Source organism: Kitasatospora sp. NPDC059408 (assembly GCF_042751525.1).
In the GTDB taxonomy this organism is placed as follows: domain Bacteria; phylum Actinomycetota; class Actinomycetes; order Streptomycetales; family Streptomycetaceae; genus Kitasatospora.
The window spans coordinates 33,151-55,647 of the sequence record NZ_JBHYWI010000036.1 but is presented as its reverse complement, the minus strand read 5'-3'; the positions used below and the strand labels follow the sequence as shown (position 1 = coordinate 55,647).

The window sequence follows — 22,497 nt, the reverse complement described above, 5'->3', positions numbered from 1 at the left end:
TGGCTCGGGACCGTTCCAGCCTACGGCCGGGCACGACCCCCGAGAGCCTCTATCACGGCATCACGCGCCGGTTCGGGGTTTCCGGCGAGATCCACCCGATCTTCCCCGAAATTCGTGGTTCGGCGTGCCATTGGCACATGACATCCGATACCCACAAGGGGAACAGGCGGGGCCCGCAGACCCTGCGCGCACCCGAGGAGGCCCACCGATGTCCAAGACCACCGCCCGCGCCGAGACCCGTCGGCCCGTCGGGGTCCGGCCGCCCGCCCCCGGGCCCGCGCTGACCACCGTCCCCCCGGTGACGGCCGCCGCCGGCGATCCGCTGCCCGCCGCGCAGCGGGCCGCCGCGTTCCCCGCGGACACCGCACCGATCCGGGTCGGCGCCTTCATGCTCTCCGCGCAGTTCCCCGGGCAGAGCCACGGGGAGGCGCTCGACCGCACCGTGCGCGCCGCCGTCGAGGCCGAACGCGCGGGCCTGGACAGCGTCTGGCTGGCCGAGCACCACTTCGTCCCGTACGGGGTCTGCCCGAACGCCGCCACGCTCGCGGCCCTGCTGCTCGGCCGCACCCGCCGGATCGGCGTCGGCACCGCCGTCAGCGTGCTGTCCACCGCCCACCCGGTGGCGCTCGGCGAGCAGGCCGCGCTGCTGCACCTCACCTCCGGCGGGCGCTTCACGCTCGGGGTGGGCCGCGGCGGCCCGTGGATCGACCTGGACGTGTTCGGCAGCGGCGTGGACGCCTTCGAGAACGGCTTCCCGGAGCGGCTGGACCTGCTGCTGCGCTGGCTGCGCGGCTCCCGGGTCGGCGCGGACGGGCCGCAGTTCGCCTTCCCCGAGGTCGCCGTCGTCCCGCGGGCGACCGAGCCGCTGCGCCGGCCCGGGCTGGGCGCCTGGCTGGGCCTCGGCGACCCCGGCGGCCGGGTGCGCCTGCCGCGTCAGCGCCAGGACGTCGAGGGGGCGGGTGCGAGCCTCGGCGCGGGCGACGAACTCACCCCCGCCGGACGGCCGGTGGCCGGCCCGCCGGTGGTCGTCGCGTGCACGTCCCCGGCCGGGGTCAGACTCGCCGCCGAACGCGGCCTGCCGATGCTGCTGGGCATGCACTCGGGCGACGACGACAAGCTGAACATGCTGGAGCTGTACCGCAGCGCCTGGCTGGCCGCCGGACGCGACGAGGAGCAGCTGCGCCGGATCAACCGCCGGCACGTCGCGGCCGGCGTGGCCCAGGTCGACGACCGCACCTCGACGGCGCGGGCCACGCTGCTGAGCGCGATGCCGGGCTGGTTCGAGTACGGGCTCGGCGCCCACCGCACCGTGGACGGCCGGGAGCGCAAGATGCGCGACCCGCACCAGTACACCGAGTTCCTCTGCGACCTGCACGCGGTGGGCACCCCGAAGCAGTGCGCCGACCGTCTGCTGGCCACCGCCGAGCGGACCGGCATCCGCCGCTTCGCACTGCTCGCCGAGGGCAGCGGCGACCGCGAGGCGACCCTGCACAACATCGCCCGGCTCGGTTCGGAGGTGCTCCCGCAACTGAGCTGAACCGAGCTGCCGCACCGCCCGGCCGGACCGAACCGCGCCGCCCCCTCCCCCCGCACCGGGGGAGGGGCCGACGGCGTTCCGGCGCCGCCGTGAGCGGGTCGATCAGCAGTCCCGCAGTTCCTCGGACTGGTTGAGCAGCTGCTCCCGGACGGACGTGAAGCGGTCGAACCGCGCCTCGTTGGCGTCGGACGGCAGGAACACCGCCACCCGGTGACAGTTCTGGAAAGCCAGCCGGACCCCGAAGTGCCGCTGCAGGGCACCCCGGATGGCGTCGCTGGCGAGCGCCCGCAGGAGCTGGCCGCGGGCCTGCTCGCTGGGCGGCGGTACCTGGTTGTCGGCGAAATCGGTGCCGTCGACCTTGGCCTGGGCGACCAGCGAGCTGATCAGGTTCCAGGCGTACGGCAGCGAGACGCGGACGCAGTCGACGAATTCCCGCTCGTCGACCTCGCCCCGCTCGGCCTTTTCGAGCAGGGCCGGTGAGACGTCGAGCGACATGGATTCTCCTCTCGCGGACCACCCGCGCGCGGCGCGCGGGTGGTGGTGCGTGGTCCGAAGCTCACAGTGAGGGTGGGCGAAATCGCACGGGACGTCCGGAACAGCGACGGAACGGCTGTTTCCGGCGCCGTGCGAAGGGTGCGGCGGCGCCACTGGACGTAACGTCCCGGACACCGACCGCTTCAGAACAGCGTGGCAGTCAACGGCGGGCCAGGCCGGTGGTTCCTAGGGATTGCTCCGTAAATACGCCGTGGTGCACCAGAATGGCCGGATCCTGTCGGATCGTTCATCTGAAGTCTCCATCCCCGTTGACAGCGGTCCCGCACGCATGCCGTCACACACGGTAGCGACCCCAGCGTAGGGGCGCCAGACCGCGGGAGGCATCCCCGGAATCGCCGAACCTCCATGTTCGCGGGGTTCGCGCTTCCTTCACCCCGTCGTCGCGGAATCGCATCAACTGGCCCCGGTGGGCTAGCGTGGTCGACCGTGCGTCTCGTAATTGCCCGCTGCTCAGTCGACTATGCCGGTCGGCTCTCCGCCCATCTGCCCTCCGCCACCAGGCTCATCCTGGTCAAGGCCGACGGCAGCGTCAGCATCCACGCCGACGACCGCGCCTACAAGCCGCTCAACTGGATGTCCCCGCCGTGCGTCCTCAAGGAGGCCGACGGGGTCTGGACGGTGGAGAACAAGGCCGGCGAGAAGCTCATCATCACCCTGGAGGAGGTGCTGCACGACTCGTCCCACGAGCTCGGGGTCGACCCGGGCCTGATCAAGGACGGCGTCGAGGCACACCTCCAGGAGCTGCTGGCGGACCGCATGGAGGTGCTCGGCGCCGGCTGGTCGCTGATCCGCCGCGAGTACCCGACCGCGATCGGCCCGGTCGACATCCTGTGCCGCGACTCCGACGGGGCGACGGTCGCCGTCGAGATCAAGCGCCGCGGCGAGATCGACGGCGTCGAGCAGCTCACCCGCTACCTCGAACTCCTCAACCGGGACCCGCTGCTGGCCCCGGTCAAGGGCGTCTTCGCCGCGCAGGAGATCAAGCCCCAGGCCCGCGTGCTGGCCACCGACCGGGGCATCGGCTGCGTGGTCCTGGACTACGACGAGCTGCGCGGCATCGACGACGACAAGCTGAAGCTGTTCTGACGCCTCAGGTCGCCGTCGGAGACGGCGTGCCAGGTCCGGTCGGTACCGGCGTCGTCGGGGGCTTGGTCGACTGCGACGGACTCGGGGACGGGGTCGTCGGCGAACTGCTCGGCGCCGGCGGCTGGCTCGGGTGGGTCACGGGCGGCTGCTGCGGCCCCGGCCCGGGCTGCTGCGTCGGCGGCTGCGGGTCGCCCGGAGCGGGCGGCTGCGGCTGCTGCGGGGCGTCCGACCCCGTCGCGCCGGGCGAGCGGCTCGGCTTCTTCGACGCCGTCGCCGAGGCCGACGCCGACGCGGTCGGCGAGTGCGTCGCACTGCCGCTCGCCGAGGGCTCCGGGCTGGTCCCGTTCGCCGCCGGGCTGCTGCCCGGGGCGTCCGCGCCGGCCGTCGTGGCGGCGCCGGTGCTGGAGTGCGGCAGCGGGACCTGCCCGCCGGTACCGGTGTCGTCCTGGTCGAGCCGGCTGTGCGGGTCGTTGGTCCGCTGCTCCCCCGGCCCGGTGACGCTCATCGCCACCGCCGTGCTGAGCACCCCGAGCGTGAGCACCGCCGCCGACGCGACGACCACCCGCCGGCGCCGGCTCGACCGCAGCCCGGACGGCACCCTGGCCGCGATCTTGCGGATCACCGGACCGCGCGCGGGCGCCGCCGCGGGCTGGGCGCCCGGCAGTTGACGGCCCTCGGCCCGCAGCAGGTCGAGCATCCGACGCGCCGCCGCGACCCCGCGCTGCTCGCCGACGACGGCCCGCAGCGTGAGCGCGGTCTCCAGCTCGGCGATCGCCTGGGACGGTTCCTGCGCGCAGATCGCGTAGACGCCCAACTCGTGGTGGAACCAGGCCTCGTCGGCCTTGGAGGCGGTCCGCCTGGCGGCCTCCAGACCCAGCTGCAGCGCCCGCTCCCAGGCCCCCCAGCGCAGCGACAGGGCCAGCGCGGGGGCGGCGGCCCTGGCCAGCCGGACGACGGCCTCGTGGCGCCCGGCGGTGCGGTCGGCCAGCAGGACGCCGATCACCACCTCCGCCTCGGCCGCGATCTGCCCGAGCGACACCGAGCTGTGCCCGACCCACCAGGCGAAGTGCTGCGCCGCGCCGTCGACGCTGCCGCGCGCCGGCCAGTGCGGGAGGAGCAGTTCGAGCGCCCCGGCGGTCAGCCGGTGGTGGCCGCCGATGGACACCGCGAGCCCGGCGTCGGCGAGCTCGGCGAGCGCGCTCTCGCCCTGGCCGACGTCGATCAGCGCGGGCAGGTGCGGCGCGGTCGGGCACTCGCCGCCGAGCGCCACGGCGAGCCGCAGCACGGCCTGCGCGGGCTCGCTCAGCCCCTCGGCGAGCCGGACGGCGGGCGAGGCGGTCTCGGCGACGGACGGCAGCGGCACGGTCCGGCGCAGCGCGCCCTCGCGGACGGCCGGGTCGGGGTCGTGGACGGGCCCGTCGACCGCGCCGAACACGTCCAGGCGGTCCTCCTCGGCGGCGACCAGCGCGTCCACCGCCACGTCCCGCTGGCGCAGCAGCGCGGCGGCCTGGACGAAGCGCAGCGGCAGTCCCTCGGACTCGAACCAGAGGTCGACCGCCCAGGCCTTCTCGGCGACGTCCAGCGGCCGCCCGGCCAGCCGGGCGGCGAGCGCGAGGCAGGCGGCGCGCGAGAGTCCGGCGACGGGGTGGTCCTGGAGCCGGGAGCCGGCCGACAGCGGCGGGGCGGCGGGGTCGACCGAGATCAGGAAGGCGCAGCGGGGGGCGGCGGAGAGCAGCTCCTCCAGCTCGGCGCCGGAGGGTTCGGCGCCGTCGATCACGACGATCGCGCCGACGTCGGCGAGGTGCGCGGCCAGCTGGGCCGGGTCGGGGCGGTAGCCGGGGGCGTGGTGGGTGGCGGCGAACAGCTCCTGGAGCACGTCGGCGGTCGTGCGGCGGTGGCCGCAGAGCTGGACGACGCCGCCGGGGGCGAGGTCGGCGGCGGCCTCGGCGACGGCCGACAGCAGGGCGCTGCGACCGGAGCCGGCCTGGCCGACCAGGCGTATCGAGCGGCCCTCGGCGAGCAGGCCGAGGAGTTCGGCGACGTCCGCCTCGCGGTCGAGCAGCGGCAGGTCGGCGGGCCCGGCGCCGAGGGCGAGCGGGCCGACCGCCCGCTCGACGCCGCCGACGGGTCCGCGGGCGGGCTCGCTGCGCAGCACCCGGCGGGGGCGCGGGCGCCACTCCTCGGGGCAGGGCCGGGCCTCGGAGCCGTCCGGCGCGCCGACGCCCACCAGCAGAGCGCCGGAGACCAGCTCGCCACTGCGGGCGCGGACGGCCTCCTGCCGGAACTCACCGGTTGGCTGTGCCACGTTCTGCTCCGCATCGTGCTCGGCCGCCGGCGTGCCGCGCCGGCCGGCTGACGTCTCGGTCGCGGCCGTGCGGGGACCGGGCGGGCATGGCCCGGCTGCGGCGGCCGTCTTCTGACGGGCAGACTCTCGCACATCCGGCCCCGCGTGTGCAGCGCCGTCCCGTCACGCGCGCCCCACGAGGGCCTCGTGCGCCCCCGGAACGCTTTCCGGAGCGCGTTCGGAGCCCCTTCCGGAACCCCTTCGGCGTGCTTCAGAGACCGACCCCGTGCGCCTCGGCGACGCCGCCGTCCACGGCGAGGATGCGGTGCAGCTTGGTGGCCACCAGCAGCCGCTGGAGCTGGGCCGGGACGGAGCGCAGCACGAGCCGGCGGCCGATCCGGCCGGCCCGGCGGTGGGTGCCCATGATGACGCCGAGGCCGGTGGCGTCCCAGAACTCCAGGCGGGCGAGGTCGAGCACGAGGTCGCCGAGGCCGGTGTCGACGGCCTGGTGGAGCCGGGCCCGCGCGTCGGCGGCGGTGCGCACGTCGAGGCGGCCCTCGATGGCCAGCGCCCTGTGGTCGCCGGTGATGCGCATGCTCTCCTCCTCCTTCGCCTGGCCGGTCCCGGTGTCGGGGGTGTGGGTCCGCCCCGGCCGTGCCGGGCCGGGGAGCGGGGTGGCCGCCCGGGCGGGCCGTGGCCCCTCGTCCGGAGGCCCGCCTGCTGCGCCGAACGGCGACGGGCCGCGCGCCCGGGCCGGCCGCCCGTCGTTCAAACCTGGGCCCCTCATCTGACGGCGAACCAGCACCGCAGGTTGCTGGTTGCGGTCAGATCTGAAGCAACTTCACTCGTCCGAGGGAATATACGCAGGTAGTCTCCACACCTACGCTCGATTACCGCCCAAATCACCCGTCTGCGGCACCCGGCGTGAGGAAACTCACCCGCCCCGGGCGGGGCGGGTCCTACGATGCTCGATCGCCCGGCCCGCCCGGCCCCGCGGCCCGTGGGCTACTTGCCCTCGTGCCCGTAGAAGCCGCGGCCGCTCTTGCGGCCGAGGTCGCCGGCGGTGACCATGCGGGCCATGACCTCCGGGGCGGCGAACTTCTCGTCCTGGGTCTCCTCGTAGATGTTGCGGGCGGCGTGCAGCAGGATGTCGACGCCGGTCAGGTCCGCGGTCTCCAGCGGGCCCATCGGGTGGCCGAAGCCGAGGCGGCAGGCCTTGTCGATGTCCTCGGCGGTCGCCACGCCCGTCTCGTACAGCTTGGCGGCCTCGACGACCAGGGCGGTGATCAGGCGGGTGGTGACGAAGCCGGCCACGTCGCGGTTGACCACCACGACCTCCTTGCCGACGCCCTCGGCGAAGGCGCGGGCGGTGGCCAGCGTCTCGTCGCTGGTCTTGTAGCCGCGCACCAGCTCGACCAGCTTCATCAGCGGCACCGGCGAGAAGAAGTGCACGCCGATGACGGACTCCGGGCGCCGGGTGGCGGCGGCGATCCGGGTGATCGGGATCGCGGAGGTGTTGGAGGCGAGCACGGCGCCGTCCTTGGCGAGCTTGTCCAGCTCGCGGAAGACGGCCTCCTTGACCTCCAGCTTCTCGAACACGGCCTCGACCACGATGTCGGCCCCGGCGACGGCGCCCAGGTCGGTGGTGGTGGTGATCCGGCCGAGGGCGGCCTCGGCGTCCTCCGCGCTCATCCGGCCCTTGGCGACGAACTTCTCGTACGAGGCGCGGATGCCGGCGAGGCCGCGCTGCAGCGCCTCGTCGGTGACGTCCCGCAGCACCACCGGGTGGCCGGCCTGGGCCGACACCTGGGCGATGCCGGCGCCCATCAGGCCGGCACCGATCACGGCGATCTGCTTGCTGGACGCATTGCTCATGGCGGGTCTCCCGATGCCGTCGCCGCCTCGCGGGCGGGCCCTGAAAGCGGCTCAGGGCAGGGGTCGCCGCCCGGTAGAGCCGCGTCGCTCTGGCGGGGACTCTAACGCCCATTTCGTCCGTGCAATAGCAATCGGGAGTGTGATCTGCAACCGACCTGGTCAGGTGAACCAATCAGCCCGGCCGATCGTCGGCGCGATGGTCAGATCATCAGCCCGAGGTCCTGCGCCAGGATCGCCGCCTGCACCCGGCTGCGCAGCCGCAGCTTCGCGAGGATCCGGCTGACGTGCGTCTTCGTGGTCGCCTCCGCCATCGCGAGCCGGGCGGCGATCTCCCCGTTCGACAGCCCGGCGCCGATGCAGGCCAGCACCTCGCGCTCGCGCGGGGTGAGCCCGGCCACCGCCTCCCGGGTGTCCGGCCCCACCGCCCGGTCCGGCCGGGCGAAGGTGCCGATCAGCCGCCTGGTCACCGAGGGCGCCAGCATGCCGTCCCCGCGCGCCACCGTCCGGATGCCCTCGACGAGGGTGTCCGCCTCCAGGTCCTTGAGCAGGAAGCCGGCCGCGCCGGCCCGCAGCGCGCCGTACACGTACTCGTCCAGGTCGAAGGTGGTCAGCACGAGCACCTGGGCCGCGCCGGCGGCCACCACCTCGCGGGTCGCCGAGACGCCGTCCAGGCGCGGCATCTGCACGTCCATCAGCACCACGTCCGGCCGCAGCTCCAGGGCCAGCCGGACGGCCTCCTCGCCGTCGGCGGCCTGTCCGACCACCTCGACGTCCGGCTCGGCCCGCAGGATCATCACCAGCGCCGCCCGCACCGCGGCCTGGTCCTCGGCCACCAGCACCCGAATCGTCACGCGCGTCCCTCGTTCCCTTCGCTCCCCCGGCCGTGCGGCAGCACCGCGCGCACGCTCCAGGTCCCGTCCCGCGGCCCCGCCTCGAAACTGCCGCCGAGCAGCCCGGCCCGCTCCGACATGCCCACCAGCCCGGCCCGCGCCCCCGGCAGCCCGCGGCCCTCCTCGGCGCGGTACGGGCTGTCGACGGCGATCCGCAGCTCCCCCGCCCCGAAGTCCAGCCGCAGCCGCACCAGGCCGGGCCCGGCGTGCTTGAGCGCGTTGGTCAGCGACTCCTGCACGATCCGGTACGCGGCCAGGCCCACCGGCACCGGCAGCTCGCCGCGCTCGCCGTGCTCGCTCAGCTCGAACTCCAGCCCGACGTCCCGGCCGGCCGCGCGGGCCTTCGTCAGCAGCGCGTCCACCGCGGCGAGGTCGGGCGCCGCGTAGGACTCGTCGGCCTCGCCCCCGCCGCTGTCCCGGAGCAGTCCGATCATGCGACGCATTTCGGCCAATCCTTGGACGCTGTTCTCCCGGATCACGGCGAGCACCTCCACCAGCGGGTCGTCCTCGGCCCGCCGCTGGCGCCGGGCGACGGACTGCGCGCCGGTCGCGTGGATCGCGATCGCCGACAGGTGGTTGGCCACCACGTCGTGCAACTCCCGTGCCATCCGGGCCCGTTCGGTGACGATGGCCTCGCGGCGGTCCATCTCCGAGAGCAGCGCGGTCTGTTCGGCGCGCAGCCGCTCGGTCTCCGCCTCCTGCCGGTGCTTGCGCACCACGTCCCCGGTCCACACCGGCGCCAGGAAGACCAGCGAGGTGACCACCACGACGAGCAGCCCGGCGGGCGTTCCGCTGTAGATCAGCGCCAGCGTGGAGAGCACCAGCACGGTGGCGCCGCCGGTCAGGTGCAGGATCCGCGACATCCGCGCGGACCCGTAGATCACCGCCGCGTACAGCAGGTCGGTGTACATGATGGTCGTCGCCAGCAGGCTGCCCGCGAGGATGCTGCCCGCGAAGGCGAGCCCGCCGAGGGAGACCGCCAGCACCGGCCTGCGCCGCCGCACCAGCTCCAGCGCGGCCATCACGAGCAGCGGCGCCACGACGGCCCACAGCGGGAGGTCGTCGGGCCGGTCGTACACCTTGAAGGCGATCAGCACCGCACCGCCGAGCAGCCCGCAGAGGGCGATCAGCCGGTCCAGCGCGCGCGGTGAGAGGGACGGACGGAGCACTCTCCCATCTCACCATCCCGGGCGGACCGCGCCGCTCCGGTCCACGGAGGATCCGGCTACATCGAAAGATGCACGCGGGGACGGCACTCCACGACGACGACGCGAGCGCGCCCGCACACGAGGCTGGTACCACCGTCGACCAGCCCGGGAGCAGAACGTGATCGTCACCCTCATCGTCGCGGCCGAGATCTCCTGGTGGATCGTGCTCGGCCTCGGCCTCAGCGCCCGCTACCTGCTGCGGTGGCGCCGCACCAGCACCGCGCTGCTGATCGGCCTCCCGGTGGTGGACCTCGCGCTGTACGCGCTCACCGTCCTGAACCTGCGGGGCGGCGCCGAGGCGAGCTGGATGCACGCGCTGGCGGCGAGCTACGCCGGTTTCTCGGTCGGCTACGGGCCCTCGCTGGTCGCCTGGGCCGACCGGCACTTCCTGCACCGCTTCGCCGGCGGCCCCAAGCCGCTGCCCGCCCCCAAGTACGGCCCGGAGCGGACCAGGCACGAGTGGCGGATCGCGTGGCGCACGGTCGTCTCGGCCGCGATCACCCTGAGCCTGATCAGCCTCCTCGTCCCGCTCTCCGCGGGCAGCGCCCACGTCGGCACCTTCGCCCAGTGGTACTGGAAGCTGGGCATCGCGGCCGTCGTCAACGTCGTCGTGGCCGGCTGCTACTCGAAGTGGCCCAAGGAGGCCCCGGCCGGCGTGACGGTCGTCGACGGCCGGCCGGTCGAGCAGCCCGCCCCGGAGAAGGCCCCGCTGCCCTAGGGCGGCTAGCGGTTCTCCCCCGGCACCCACAGGACGTCGCCGCGCTCCTTGTTGGCCGCCCTGGCCAGGATGAACAGCAGGTCCGAAAGCCGGTTGAGGTACTTGGCGGTCAGCGGGTTGACGGTGTCCCCGTGCGTCTCGATCGCCGTCCAGGTGGCCCGCTCGGCCCGCCGCACCACCGTGCAGGCCAGGTGCAGGTAGGCCGCGCCGGCCGTGCCGCCGGGGAGGATGAAGCTGCGCAGCTTCTCCAGCTGCTCCAGGTAGTGGTCGCAGTCGCCTTCGAGCCGGTCGATGTAGGACTGCAGGACCCGCAGCGGCGGGTACTCCGGGTTCTCGACCACGGGCGTCGCGAGGTCCGCGCCGACGTCGAACAGGTCGTTCTGGATCCGGGTGAGCACCGCGACGACGTCCGGCGCCAGCGCCCCGGCGGCGATGGCCACGCCGATCGCCGCGTTCGCCTCGTTGGCGTCGGCGTACGCGACCAGCCGCGGGTCGGTCTTGGTGGTCCGGCTCATGTCACCGAGCGCGGTGGTGCCGTCGTCGCCGGTACGGGTGTAGATGCGCGTCAGATTGACCATGCGGCCAGACTAGCCGGGCCGGTTAAGCGCCGTTAACCCCAGGCGCCGTCGGCCCTGCGCGACGTCGACCCTAGGCGACGTTGACCCTCTGTCCGGGCGGCGCCGCCTCCAGCCAGGCGAGGAAGCCGGTGAGCGCGTCCTCGCTCATCGCGAGCTCCAGCGGGGCGCCGTTGTGCAGGCAGCGCAGCACCACCGAGCCGGAGAGCAGGGCGAGCTCCTCCTGGCCCTCCGGGTAGCGCCGGCCGAGCACCTCGATCTCCCGGCGCGGGAGCACCTTGCGCGGGCGCGGGGCGTACGAGAAGACCCGGAACCACTCGATCGAGTCGCCGCTGTACCGGCCGATACCAAAAACCCACCCCTTGCCGTCGGTCTGTGGGACCGGGGCCGAGGTGGGTTTGCCGTTCTCGTCGAGGTCGGGCTGCGTCGAGGCGTCGGCGGGCATTTTGAGCCGGTAGCTGCAGTCGAACGTGCCGCCCACCCGCTGGATGAGGCGGCGCCGTACCGCGAACGCGACCAGGCCGATCACACCGAGTGCCACGACCGCCGCACACACCACGAGGGCGAGGACCATGCTCACCTACCTCCTCGCTACCCGCGTTCCCCGTATCGGTCGTACAAGGCGACCGCGTTGACCTACCAACTGAGACGACAGTCCCGGGGTCACGCTCGCGCGTCCCCGGGACCGTCGGTCGACCTCGCCGAGGCGGGGTCAGGCGTACTCAGACGTGCGCCTTGAGGCCGCGCGCCGCGAACAGGCGGACCTCGGCGCGACGCTCGGCGTGCGCGTCCAGGTCGGACTTGGCCTGCTCCAGCGCGCGCTCGGCGCGGGCGACGTCGATCTCGTCCGCCAGCTCGGCGATCTCCGCGAGCAGAGACAGCTTGTTGTCGGCGAAGGAGATGAAGCCGCCGTGCACCGCGGCGACGACGGTGCCGCCGTCCACCGTGCGGATGGTGACCGGGCCGGTCTCCAGCACGCTCAGCACCGGGGTGTGACCCGGCATGATGCCGGTGTCACCGGAGGCCGTACGGGCGACGACGATGGTGGCCGCACCGGACCACACCTTGCGGTCGGCTGCGACCAGCTCGACGTGCAGCTCAGCCAACGTGGGCTCCTAGGCTCGTGCAACCCCCGATTACTCGGGAGTTTCGGTAAGAATAACGGCCCCGCGCCTCCGGCATGAAACCGGCGGCACGGATTTGACCGGAATCACAGCCGATGCGACGCGAGGGGTGGGTCCCAGGGTTGGGGCCCACCCCTCACGGTCACTCGGCTGCTACCGGCCGCGATTACTTCTTCGCCAGCTCGGCGGCGTTCTTCTCGAGGTCCTCGATGCCACCGCACATGAAGAAGGCCTGCTCCGGGACGGTGTCGTACTTGCCGTCCGCGATCGCGTTGAACGCCTCGATGGTCTCCGACAGCGGAACGGTCGAGCCGTCGACGCCGGTGAACTGCTTCGCCACGTAGGTGTTCTGCGAGAGGAAGCGCTCGATGCGACGGGCGCGGTGCACCGTGATCTTGTCTTCCTCGGACAGCTCGTCCATACCGAGGATGGCGATGATGTCCTGCAGGTCCTTGTACTTCTGCAGGATCCCCTTGACGCGGACGGCCGTGTCGTAGTGGTTCTGCGCGATGTACCGCGGGTCGAGGATGCGGGACGTGGAGTCCAGCGGGTCGACGGCCGGGTAGATGCCCTTCTCCGAGATCGGGCGCGACAGAACGGTCGTCGCGTCCAGGTGGGCGAAGGTGGTGGCCGGGGCCGGGTCGGTCAGGTCGTCCGCGGGGACGTAGATCGCCTGCATCGAGGTGATCGAGTGACCGCGGGTCGAGGTGATGCGCTCCTGCAGGAGGCCCATCTCGTCGGCCAGGTTCGGCTGGTAGCCCACCGCGGAGGGCATGCGGCCGAGCAGGGTCGACACCTCGGAACCGGCCTGGGTGAACCGGAAGATGTTGTCGATGAAGAGGAGCACGTCCTGCTTCTCGACGTCACGGAAGTACTCCGCCATGGTCAGCGCGGAGAGCGCGACGCGCAGACGGGTGCCCGGCGGCTCGTCCATCTGGCCGAAGACCAGCGCGGTCTTGTCCAGAACGCCCGAGTCGACCATCTCGTGGATGAGGTCGTTGCCCTCACGGGTGCGCTCGCCGACGCCGGCGAACACCGACACACCACCGAAGTTCTCGGCGACGCGGTAGATCATCTCCTGGATCAGAACGGTCTTGCCGACACCGGCACCACCGAACAGACCGATCTTGCCACCCTGGACGTACGGGGTGAGGAGGTCGATGACCTTGATGCCGGTCTCGAACATCTCGGTCTTCGACTCGAGCTCGGAGAAGTTCGGGGCCTTGCGGTGGATGGGCCACCGGACCTCGACCTGCGACTCGAACTCGGCCTTGTCGACGTTCAGCACCTCACCGAGGGCGTTGAAGACCTTGCCCTTGGTGATCTGGCCGACCGGCACGGAGATGGCGGCACCGGTGTCGGTGACCTGCGCGCCACGGACCAGGCCGTCGGTCGGCTGCATCGAGATGCCGCGGACCAGGCCGTCGCCGAGGTGCTGGGCGACCTCGAGGGTGAGGATCTTCTTGCCCGAGCCGTCGGGGTTGTCCACCTCGACGTGCAGGGCGTTGAACATGTTCGGAATGGCGTCGACGGGGAACTCCACGTCGACGACCGGGCCGATGACCCGCGCGACGCGGCCCGTCGCCGTGGTCGGCTCAACAGTGGTGGTCATACTCATTCGCTCCCGCGGCTAGCGTCGGCGAGGGCGTTGGCGCCACCGACGATCTCGCTGATTTCCTGGGTGATCTCGGCCTGACGGGCCGAGTTGGCAAGCCGCGTGAGCGACTTGATGAGCTCGCCGGCGTTGTCCGTCGCGCTCTTCATCGCGCGCCGGCGTGCGGCGTGCTCGGAGGCGGCGGACTGAAGCAGCGCGCTGTAGATCCGGCTCTCGACGTACCGCGGCAGCAGGGCGTCGAGGACGCCCTCGGCCGACGGCTCGAAGTCGTACAGCGGGAAGATCTCCGCCTTGGCCGGCTGCTCGCCCTGCTGGACCTCGTCCAGCTTCAGCGGCAGCAGCCGCGCCTCGACCGCGTTCTGCGTCAGCATCGACACGAACTCGGTGGAGACGATGTGGATCTCGTCCACGCCGCCGGTCTCGGCCGTGAAGGCCTCGATCAGCTCGGCCGCCACGACCTTCGCGTCGCCGTAGCCCGGCTTGTCCGAGAAGCCCGTCCACGACTGGCCCACCGCGAGGTTGCGGAAGGTGTAGTAGGACAGACCCTTGCGGCCCACGATGTAGGTCACGACGTCCTTGCCCTCGCCGCGCAGGCGCTCGGAGAGCACCATCGAGGCCTTGATGGCGTTGGACGAGTAACCGCCGGCCAGGCCGCGGTCCGCCGTGATCAGCAGGACGGCGGCGCGGGTGGCGTTCGGGTTCTCGGTGGTGAGCGGGTGCTTGGCGTTGGACCGGGTGGCCACCGCCGTCACCGCCCGGGTGAGCTCATCGGCGTACGGGGTGGAGGCGGCCACCGCGCGCTGCGCCTTGCCGATGCGCGCCGCGGAGATCATCTCCATCGCCTTGGTGATCTTCTTCGTCGCGGTGACAGAGCGGATCCGGCGCTTGTAGACCCGAAGCTGTGCTCCCATGGGTCGTTACGTCCTTTCCCTCGCTACCGGACTCAGGCCTGCTCGCCGAGGAGCTTGCCGTCGGCGGTGGTGAAGCCCTGCTTGAAGGCGGCGATCGCGCTGGTGAGAGCGTCGATGGTGCCGTCCTCCAGCTTGCTGGTCTCGACGATGCCGGCCAGCAGGTCCTTGTGCTGCAGGCGCAGGTGGTCCAGGAACTCGCGCTCGAAGCGGCGGATGTCCGCGACCGGGACGTCGTCCAGCTTGCCGGTGGTGCCGGCCCAGATGGAGACGACCTGCTCCTCGACCGGGAACGGCTGGTACTGGCCCTGCTTCAGCAGCTCGACCATGCGCGCACCGCGCTCCAGCTGGGCCTTGGAGGCCGCGTCCAGGTCGGAGCCGAAGCCGGCGAAGGCCTCCAGCTCGCGGTACTGGGCGAGGTCCAGGCGCAGACGGCCGGCGACCGACTTCATCGCCTTGATCTGGGCCGAGCCACCGACGCGGGAGACCGAGATGCCGACGTTCACGGCCGGGCGGATGCCGGCGTTGAACAGGTCGGACTCCAGGAAGCACTGGCCGTCGGTGATGGAGATGACGTTGGTCGGGATGTACGCCGAGACGTCGTTGGCCTTGGTCTCGATGATCGGCAGACCGGTCATCGAGCCCGCGCCCAGCTCGTCGGAGAGCTTCGCGCAGCGCTCCAGCAGGCGGGAGTGCAGGTAGAAGACGTCACCCGGGTAGGCCTCGCGGCCCGGCGGGCGGCGCAGCAGCAGGGAGACGGAGCGGTAGGCCTCGGCCTGCTTCGACAGGTCGTCGAAGATGATGAGGACGTGCTTGCCGTCGTACATCCACTCCTGGCCGATGGCCGAACCGGTGTACGGGGCGAGGTACTTGAAGCCGGCCGGGTCGGAGGCGGGAGCGGCCACGATCGTGGTGTACTCCAGCGCGCCGGCCTCCTCCAGGGCGCCGCGGACGGACGCGATGGTGGAGCCCTTCTGGCCCACGGCGACGTAGATGCAGCGGACCTGCTTCTTCGGGTCGCCCGAGCGCCAGTTGTCACGCTGGTTGATGATCGTGTCGATCGCCACGGCGGTCTTGCCGGTCTGGCGGTCGCCGATGATCAGCTGACGCTGGCCGCGGCCGATCGGGGTCATCGCGTCGATGGCCTTGATACCGGTCTGCATCGGCTCGTGGACCGACTTGCGGACCATGACGCCGGGGGCCTGCAGCTCCAGGGCGCGGCGGCCGGTGGCGGCGATCTCGCCCAGGCCGTCGATCGGGTTGCCCAGCGGGTCCACGACGCGGCCGAGGTAGCCGTCGCCGACCGGGACCGACAGGACCTCGCCCGTGCGGCGCACGGTCTGGCCCTCTTCGATGCCGCCGAACTCGCCGAGGATGACGACACCGATCTCGCGGGTGTCGAGGTTCAGCGCGAGGCCGAGCGTGCCGTCCTCGAACTTCAGCAGCTCGTTCGCCATGACCGAGGGGAGACCCTCGACATGGGCGATGCCGTCCGCCGCGTCAGTGACCGTGCCGACCTCTTCCACAGAAGCGGCGTCCGGCTGGTACGACTGGACAAAGTCGGCCAGCGCGTCCCGGATCTCCTCCGGACGGATCGTAAGCTCCGCCATCAGGCTTCCCTGCTCTCCTAGTTTGCGATCCTCGGCCCGCCATTGAGGGCCGCAAGTATTCGACTCTCGGCCGGGTCTGCCGAACCGGCCGTACGATGTGCCGGCTCCGTTGGGAGCCGGTTTCCCGACCGAGGGTCGGATGTGCTGCTTCGGTACTCAGCCTTCGAGCGACTGGCGAGCGCCTTCGAGGCGGCTCGACACGGTGCCCTCGATGATCTCGGCGCCGATCTGCACCCGGACCCCGCCGACGACCTCCGGGTCGACGTCGATGTTCAGGTGGACCTGGCGGCCGTACATCCGGCCCAGAGCACCGGACAGGCGCTCCTTCTGTGCGTCCGACAGCGGCACCGCGGTGGTGACCAGGGCCACCACCCGGCCGCGACGCGCGGCGGCGAGCTTCGAGTAGGACTCCAGGCCCTGCTCCAGGCTACGGCCACGCGGCGCGTTCACGAGGGCGGTGACCAGCCGGACGGTGCCCGCGTTGGCGCGGCCGCCGAGCAGCTTCTCGATCAGCTCCGCCTTGGCGGCGGTGCCGGCCTTCGGCTCGGTCAGCGCGGCGCGCAGCTCGTGCGAGCCGGCCACGACGCGGCCGAAGCGGAACAGCTCGTCCTCGACGTCGTCCAGCGCGCCCGCCTTGTCGGCGGCGATGACCTCGGCGTACGCGGCGAGCTGCTCGGTCGCGTCGACCAGGTCGCGCGAACCGGACCAGCGCGAGCGGACCAGGCCGGCCACCAGGTCGGCGGTCTCGCCGGAGACCTGACCGGTCAGCAGCGAGGAGACCAGCTGGGCCTTGTCCTGGCCCGACCGGGACGGGTCGGTCAGGACGCGGCGCAGCGACACCTCACGGTCCAGCAGGACCGTGACGGCGGTGAGCTCCTCGGCGAGCTTGACCGCGTCCACCGAGGTGGAGTCGGTCAGGCTCTCCAGGTTCTGCCGCCCGGCGGCGAGGGCCTCACGGCTTGCGCCGATCACTTGGCCGCACCCTGAGCAACGGCGGCCTTGGCCTCCAGCTCGTCCAGGAAGCGGTCGATGACGCCGCTCTGCCGGGCGTGGTCCTCGAGGGACTCACCCACGATGCGGGAGGCCAGCTGGGAGGCCAGCGAACCCACGTCCTGGCGCAGGGCGGCAGTCGCCTGCTTCTTGTCGGCCTCGATCTGCGCGTGACCGGCGGCGACGATGGCCTCGCGCTGACGCTGGCCCTCCTCGCGCATCTCGGCGAGCTGGGCGGCGCCCTGCTCGCGAGCCTGCTCGACGATGCGGGCAGCCTCGTGACGCGCCTCGGCGAGCTCGGCGCGGTACTGCTCAAGCAGGGCCTGGGCCTCGGCCTGAGCGGCCTCGGCGCGCTCCATGCCGCCCTCGATGGCGTCCCGGCGCTCCGACAGCACCTTCTCGATGCTGGGGAGGAGCTTCTTGCCGAGCAGACCGAAGACGATGAAGAAGCAGAGCAGGCCGATGATCACCTCGGGCCACGCGGGGAGGAGAGGGTTCATCTTCTCCTCGGCCGCGAGCGAAAGCACGGGGCTCATATCTGGACCTTCCTCAGAAAGGGTCTACGGCGGATTACTTGTTGCCGAAGACGAACGGCATGACGATGCCGATGAGGGCGAGCGCCTCGGTCAGCGCGAAGCCGATGAACATGTTGGAACGGATGAGACCGGCAGCCTCGGGCTGACGGGCCATGGCCTGGACACCGTTGCCGAAGATCAGACCGACGCCGATGCCGGGGCCGATCGCGGCGAGGCCGTAGCCGATGGAGGCGACGGAACCGTAGACGTTGCCCTCAGCGAGGATGCTCATTGACGTTGTCCTTTGCAGGGGTGGTGATCCGGTGGTGATTGGCCACCGGGCGATCCGGGAGGTGTGGTTCGGGGCGGGGCCGGAGCCCCGGGGCTCAGTGCGCCTCTTCCAGGGCACCGGCGATGTAGCTGCTGGCCAGCATCACGAAGATGTAGGCCTGCAGGAACTGGACCAGCAGCTCGAAGGCGGTCAGCGCGACGGCCACGATGAAGGAGGCCGAGCCGTACAGCGCGCCCAGGGTCGGGCTGAGCAGGTACCAGGAGGCGATGGAGAACATCACGATCAGCAGGTGGCCGGCGAACATGTTCGCGAAGGCTCGGACCGCGAGCGTGAAGGGGCGCACGAAGATGTTCGAGAAGAACTCGATCGGCACCAGGATGAACATGACCCAGCCGGGGATGCCCGACGGCCAGCAGAGGTTCTTCAGACCGCCGACGAAGCCGTGCTTCTTGAAGGTCAGCGTCATGTAGGTGATCCACACGACCGCCGCGAGGCCGGCCGGGAACGCGATCGCCGCCGAGACGGGGAACTGCGCGAAGGGGATGATCGACATGATGTTCATCAGCCAGATGAAGAAGAACATCGAGACGAGCATCGGGACGTACTTCTCGCCCTTCTTGCCGATCGTCTCCAGCACGATGGAGCGCTTGACGAAGTCGTAGCCGATCTCACCGACCAGCTGCAGCTTGCCCGGGACGAGGCGCGGCTTGGCGAAGGCGGCCCAGAAGAAGACGACCACCAGCACGGCGACGATCATCGACAGCAGCATCGGCTTGTTGAAGTCGACGCCGCCGATCGTGAAGATCGGCTTGAACGAGAACTCGTTCAGACCCGGCGCCGGGAAGCCACAGCCAGCGTCCCCGAAGTGGCAACTGCTGGCGAGGGGGAGTTCAGCACTCACCACGGACTCCTTCGTCGTGACGCATGGTTACGGCAACCTCGGTGTGTCGGCGCGGCCTGCGGCCACGGAGCGGCACTGGAACTTGATGGGTTTCTCGCGGATCCTGCGCGGCGGTGCGCTGCACCACTGCGGGATCATCGAAGACTGCGCGGATCCGGGGGGCGATCCGTCCAATGTCCGGACAGACCTGGCCTCTTCCCGTACTCCGTTGTTGCGACGGACGATAGCAGCCCGTCAGTGGCGCATAAACACCGCCCCCCTCGTTGGGGGGACAGTCGGGCCTCGTCACTGTTGACGTCCCGAGCCGGAGGACTTGTCGTCCTTCTTTTCGGAGGCGTCGGGGACGACGTAGAAGGTCTTGGCCTTGAGTGCGCCGCGCACCTGGAAGCCCGTCCAGACGAGGGCGCAGCCCAGCAGGGTGAAGGCGAACGCCTGCCGGTTGAAGAGCTCGGTGTTCTTGAAGACCGCGAGCACGATGCCGACCAGCAGGATCTGCGTGGTGTACACGAGCAGCGCGGCGGCCATCATGATGTGCGGGTTCGACCTGGTCAGCCGGTCGAGCGCGACCTGGCCGAAGCTGAAGAAGGCCATCACGAGCAGCGCACCGAAGAGGGCGCCGAGCAGAGCCTTCCCACCGGCGACGGGGAACGAGATCGCCATGGCGATGATCCCGGCGACCGCAGTGGGAATCGCGGCGCCTCGGAGGATCCGGGCGTCGTTGGACGGCATGTCGGCAGCTCCGGCGGCATGTCGGTGTTACGGGGACGGGGCAGAACACTCGGTGGGGTGGCACCGGACCGAGGGGCCGCCGCCGGGCCGCCCGCTGGAGCGGCGGGCCCGTCGAGGGAGACCGACCAGGGACGGAAGTCCTCCACCTGTCAGGTCTTTCGGCGTGTTCTCGGTACTCGTGAACGGTATCACAAACTATTTGATGAGAGCTTTACCATGAATGTGTGGCTCCTGTCACACTGGCGGAGCAAGAGTGCCGCCGATCGGGTGAACCCGTCTGGCGGAGCGTCAAATTCCTTGCTAGCGCCGCCCGGTGGTCCGACCGTGGGATTCGGGGGACGCCGAGGAGCCCTCGCCGGCTTCACCCAGAAGTTGCTTGTCCTTGGCCGACAGTTCAGCCATCGGACCGGAGGGCTGCCGGCGGTAGCGCGGCGGCACGAAGGCCTGCACCGCGCGCGGGGCGCGCGGCCGGAACCGCGGCGTCAGGAGCACGACCAGACCGACCAGGCAGAGCCCGGCGAGCGTCAGCACCACCGTGCGGCCGGTGTTGGTGACCGAGAAGGCCACCGTGCCGAAGGCGATCAGCGCCGCCCAGAAGTACATGATCAGCACGGCCCGGCTGTGCGAGTGCCCGACCTGGAGCAGCCGGTGGTGCAGGTGGCGCTTGTCCGCGGCGAACGGCGACTGGCCCGCCCAGGTGCGGCGGACGACGGCGAGCAGCAGGTCGGCCAGCGGCAGCGCGATGACGGTCAGCGGCAGCAGCAGCGGGATGTAGATCGGCACGAGGGCGTGGACGGTGGCGGTCTGCGACCCGGTCTCGTTGTTGATCAGGTCCGGGTCGACCCGGCCGGTGATCGAGATCGCGGCGACGGCCAGCATCAGGCCCAGCATCATCGAGCCGGAGTCGCCCATGAAGATCCGCGCGGGGTGCATGTTGTGCGCCAGGAAGCCCAGGCACATGCCGATCAGCAGCACGCTGAACAGCACGGCGGGGGCGGCGTCGGTGATCGCGTAGCCGTACCAGAGCCGGTAGGAGTACAGGAAGAACGCCATCGCGGCGATGCAGACCATGCCGCCGGCCAGGCCGTCCAGGCCGTCGATGAAGTTCACCGCGTTGACCATGACGACGACCAGCGTCACCGAGATGACCATGCCCTGGGTGGGACTGACGGCGACCGCGCCGACACCGGGCACCGGCAGGGTGATCACCGTGACCCCCTGCCAGACCATCACACCGGCGGCGATCATCTGGCCGCCGAGCTTGACCAGCGCGTCCACGCCCCACTTGTCGTCGAGCACGCCGAGCAGCCACATGATCCCGGCGCCGGAGAGCAGCGCGCGGATGTCGGTGCCCTGGGTGAACACCTTGCTCAGGTTGTCGAGTTGGGAGGCGACCAGGATGCCCGCGCACAGACCGCCGAACATCGCGATGCCGCCGAGCCGCGGGGTGGGCTCGCGGTGCACGTCCCGGGCCCGGACCGGCGGCATGGCGCCGGCCGCGATCGCGAACTTCCGGACCGGGCCGGTCAGCAGGTAGGTGACGGCCGCGGTGGTGAACAGGACCAGCAGATACTCACGCACCACTGGCCTCCTGCGTCACTGTCCTGCGGGAAGGTACCCAAGGTACTCCCGCGCCTGTCCGGGGTTCGAGGTGCGTCGCCACGGCACACACCTTATTGAGTCGGACGCCGGGGACGCGCATCGCGGTTCGCCCTACCGGGTAGGAGAACCGGATACGCCGCCGCGCTCGTTCACCCGCGGTCCGCGAAGGACAGGGCCAGTTCCCGCACCCGCGCGCCGACCGCCGCGACCTCGTCCCCGGCCAGCAGTCGGCCGATCAGCCCGGCGATCTCCGCGAGCTCCCGCTCCCCCATCCCCTGCGTGGTCACCGTGCCGGTGCCGAGCCGGATCCCGGAGGCCTCGGAGGGCGGCGCGGGGTCGTACGGCAGGGCGCTCTTGCCGAGCAGCAGCCCGGCCGCCGCGCAGCGCCGCTCCGCCTCGGCCCCGGTGACGCCGAGCGGGCGCACGTCGGCCGTCACGAGGTGGGTGTCGGTCCCGCCGGTCAACGGGCGCATACCGGCCTGCGCGAGCCCCTCGGCGAGTACGCGCGCCCCGGCGACCGCCCGCCGCGCGTACTCCCGGTAGGCGGGCGTCGCGGCCTCCGCGAGCGCCACGGCCTTGCCGGCCACCTCGTTCATCGCCGCGCCGCCCTGGCTGAACGGGAACACCGCCCGGTCGATCCGCTCGGCCAGCTCCGCGGTGGACAGCAGCAGGCCGCCGCGCGGGCCGCGCAGCAGCTTGTGGGTGGCCGCCACCGTGACGTCCGCGTACGGCACCGGGGAGGGCGCCGCACCGGCCGCGATCAGGCCGGTGGTCTGCGCGGCGGAGGCGATGAGGTACGCGTCCACCTCGTCGGCGATCTCCCGGAACCCGGCCCAGTCCGGGTGCCTGGGGTGCGAGATCGAGCCCGCCACGATGGCCTTCGGCCGCACCCGGCGGGCGAGCTCGCGCACCTGGTCGAGGTCGATCAGCCCGTCGTCCTCGCGCACGCCGTAGCCGGTGAAGGTGAACCACCGGCCGGAGAAGTTCGCCCGCGAGCCGCAGCTGAGGTGCCCGCCGTGCTCCAGCGACATCGCCAGGACGCCGTCGCCGGGCCGCAGCAGCGCCGCGTACGCCGCCAGCATCGCCGAAGTCGCCGAGCGGGGCTGGACGTTGGCGTGGGGCGCGGCGAACAGCTCGCGCGCCCGGTCGATCGCGAGGAGCTCCGCGGCGTCCGCGAGGGCGCAGCCGGTGTGGTGGCGGCGTCCGGGGTACCCCTCGGCGTACTTGTCGATCAGCGGGCCGCCCAGGGCCGCCAGGACGGCCGGTGAGGTCAGGTTCTCCCCCGCCAGCAGCTGGACCGTCTCGGCCCGCCGCTCGGCCTCCGCGGCCAGCAGGTCGGCCAGCTGGGGATCGGCCCGGTGCAGCGCCTCGGACGCCCAGGGGCGCCCCGTCGTCGTGGTGGTGCCGGACACGGCGTCGGTGACGGTCATGGCGGTGCTCCCGGGCGCTACGGGGGTCGGTCCCTCCAGCGTAGGACCGGGCC

At 71.8% G+C, this 22,497-nt stretch carries 22 protein-coding genes; 3 read left to right on the top strand and 19 right to left on the bottom strand.

Annotated elements, in window-relative coordinates; all coding sequences use genetic code 11:
• Positions 1–370 precede the first annotated feature (370 nt).
• Positions 371–1,537 (top strand): LLM class flavin-dependent oxidoreductase, encoded by a 1,167-nt coding sequence (locus ACFXDE_RS23730; RefSeq protein ID WP_380440189.1) that lies wholly within the window; start codon positions 371–373, stop codon positions 1,535–1,537.
• A gap of 102 nt (positions 1,538–1,639) precedes the next feature.
• On the opposite strand, the gene ACFXDE_RS23725 is transcribed toward ACFXDE_RS23730, so the two are convergent.
• Positions 1,640–2,032, bottom strand: coding sequence for an SCO5389 family protein (locus ACFXDE_RS23725; protein ID WP_329927961.1), 393 nt, complete (start codon positions 2,030–2,032; stop codon positions 1,640–1,642).
• 486 nt (positions 2,033–2,518) lie between these two features.
• Between ACFXDE_RS23725 and nucS the strand changes: the two genes are divergently transcribed.
• Positions 2,519–3,178: an endonuclease NucS gene (nucS, locus tag ACFXDE_RS23720; RefSeq protein WP_355252708.1), complete on the top strand. Its 660-nt coding sequence runs from the start codon at positions 2,519–2,521 to the stop codon at positions 3,176–3,178.
• A gap of 4 nt (positions 3,179–3,182) precedes the next feature.
• Here nucS and ACFXDE_RS23715 read toward each other — a convergent pair whose 3' ends face one another.
• The 5 genes from ACFXDE_RS23715 to ACFXDE_RS23695 all read right to left on the bottom strand — a co-directional run bounded on the left by ACFXDE_RS23715 (position 3,183) and on the right by ACFXDE_RS23695 (position 9,396).
• Complete coding sequence (locus ACFXDE_RS23715) at positions 3,183–5,483, bottom strand: ATP-binding protein (RefSeq protein WP_380496781.1); 2,301 nt, start codon at positions 5,481–5,483, stop codon at positions 3,183–3,185.
• A gap of 250 nt (positions 5,484–5,733) precedes the next feature.
• Entirely contained in the window at positions 5,734–6,057 is a 324-nt protein-coding gene (locus tag ACFXDE_RS23710; RefSeq protein WP_380440136.1) for an STAS domain-containing protein, read from the bottom strand.
• A 410-nt stretch (positions 6,058–6,467) separates the two neighbouring features.
• Positions 6,468–7,337, bottom strand: coding sequence for a 3-hydroxyacyl-CoA dehydrogenase family protein (locus tag ACFXDE_RS23705; protein ID WP_380496778.1), 870 nt, complete (start codon positions 7,335–7,337; stop codon positions 6,468–6,470).
• 200 nt (positions 7,338–7,537) lie between these two features.
• Entirely contained in the window at positions 7,538–8,188 is a 651-nt protein-coding gene (locus ACFXDE_RS23700) for a response regulator (protein ID WP_380496777.1), read from the bottom strand.
• On the bottom strand, positions 8,185–9,396 hold the full coding sequence (locus tag ACFXDE_RS23695) for a sensor histidine kinase (protein ID WP_380496775.1): 1,212 nt from the start codon (positions 9,394–9,396) through the stop codon (positions 8,185–8,187). Before ACFXDE_RS23695 ends, ACFXDE_RS23700 begins: the two co-directional genes overlap by 4 nt.
• 157 nt (positions 9,397–9,553) lie before the next feature.
• Here ACFXDE_RS23695 and ACFXDE_RS23690 point away from each other — a divergent pair, with 157 nt between their 5' ends.
• On the top strand, positions 9,554–10,153 hold the full coding sequence (locus tag ACFXDE_RS23690) for a hypothetical protein (protein WP_380496774.1): 600 nt from the start codon (positions 9,554–9,556) through the stop codon (positions 10,151–10,153).
• 5 nt (positions 10,154–10,158) lie between these two features.
• Here the strand turns inward: ACFXDE_RS23690 and ACFXDE_RS23685 are convergent, their stop codons facing one another.
• The 13 genes from ACFXDE_RS23685 to glyA form a co-directional block, all read right to left on the bottom strand.
• Positions 10,159–10,731: a cob(I)yrinic acid a,c-diamide adenosyltransferase gene (locus tag ACFXDE_RS23685; protein ID WP_380496773.1), complete on the bottom strand. Its 573-nt coding sequence runs from the start codon at positions 10,729–10,731 to the stop codon at positions 10,159–10,161.
• A gap of 70 nt (positions 10,732–10,801) precedes the next feature.
• Entirely contained in the window at positions 10,802–11,302 is a 501-nt protein-coding gene (locus tag ACFXDE_RS23680; RefSeq protein WP_218201846.1) for a DUF2550 domain-containing protein, read from the bottom strand.
• A 148-nt stretch (positions 11,303–11,450) separates the two neighbouring features.
• Positions 11,451–11,834 carry a F0F1 ATP synthase subunit epsilon gene (locus ACFXDE_RS23675; protein ID WP_329927969.1) on the bottom strand — a complete coding sequence of 128 codons (384 nt, stop codon included), beginning with the start codon at positions 11,832–11,834 and terminating at the stop codon, positions 11,451–11,453.
• A 184-nt stretch (positions 11,835–12,018) separates the two neighbouring features.
• Positions 12,019–13,464 (bottom strand): F0F1 ATP synthase subunit beta, encoded by a 1,446-nt coding sequence (atpD, locus tag ACFXDE_RS23670; protein WP_380496772.1) that lies wholly within the window; start codon positions 13,462–13,464, stop codon positions 12,019–12,021.
• 2 nt (positions 13,465–13,466) lie between these two features.
• The gene (locus ACFXDE_RS23665) at positions 13,467–14,378 is read right to left on the bottom strand and encodes a F0F1 ATP synthase subunit gamma (protein WP_380440123.1); all 912 of its coding nucleotides are present in this window, start codon (positions 14,376–14,378) and stop codon (positions 13,467–13,469) included.
• Positions 14,379–14,410: 32 nt separating this feature from the next.
• Complete coding sequence (atpA, locus tag ACFXDE_RS23660; RefSeq protein WP_380440121.1) at positions 14,411–15,985, bottom strand: F0F1 ATP synthase subunit alpha; 1,575 nt, start codon at positions 15,983–15,985, stop codon at positions 14,411–14,413.
• A 156-nt stretch (positions 15,986–16,141) separates the two neighbouring features.
• Positions 16,142–16,957 (bottom strand): F0F1 ATP synthase subunit delta, encoded by an 816-nt coding sequence (locus tag ACFXDE_RS23655; protein WP_380440118.1) that lies wholly within the window; start codon positions 16,955–16,957, stop codon positions 16,142–16,144.
• The gene (locus tag ACFXDE_RS23650) at positions 16,954–17,511 is read right to left on the bottom strand and encodes a F0F1 ATP synthase subunit B (protein ID WP_380440116.1); all 558 of its coding nucleotides are present in this window, start codon (positions 17,509–17,511) and stop codon (positions 16,954–16,956) included. The genes ACFXDE_RS23655 and ACFXDE_RS23650 overlap by 4 nt, the downstream gene beginning before the upstream one ends.
• A 34-nt stretch (positions 17,512–17,545) precedes the next feature.
• Positions 17,546–17,782: an ATP synthase F0 subunit C gene (gene atpE, locus ACFXDE_RS23645; protein ID WP_350879602.1), complete on the bottom strand. Its 237-nt coding sequence runs from the start codon at positions 17,780–17,782 to the stop codon at positions 17,546–17,548.
• A 94-nt stretch (positions 17,783–17,876) separates the two neighbouring features.
• On the bottom strand, positions 17,877–18,683 hold the full coding sequence (gene atpB, locus ACFXDE_RS23640; protein WP_380440114.1) for a F0F1 ATP synthase subunit A: 807 nt from the start codon (positions 18,681–18,683) through the stop codon (positions 17,877–17,879).
• Between the two features lie 285 nt (positions 18,684–18,968).
• The gene (locus ACFXDE_RS23635) at positions 18,969–19,412 is read right to left on the bottom strand and encodes a hypothetical protein (protein WP_380440112.1); all 444 of its coding nucleotides are present in this window, start codon (positions 19,410–19,412) and stop codon (positions 18,969–18,971) included.
• Between the two features lie 300 nt (positions 19,413–19,712).
• The gene (locus ACFXDE_RS23630) at positions 19,713–20,993 is read right to left on the bottom strand and encodes an MraY family glycosyltransferase (RefSeq protein ID WP_380496771.1); all 1,281 of its coding nucleotides are present in this window, start codon (positions 20,991–20,993) and stop codon (positions 19,713–19,715) included.
• A gap of 170 nt (positions 20,994–21,163) precedes the next feature.
• Entirely contained in the window at positions 21,164–22,444 is a 1,281-nt protein-coding gene (gene glyA / locus ACFXDE_RS23625; protein ID WP_380440108.1) for a serine hydroxymethyltransferase, read from the bottom strand.
• Positions 22,445–22,497 lie beyond the last annotated feature (53 nt).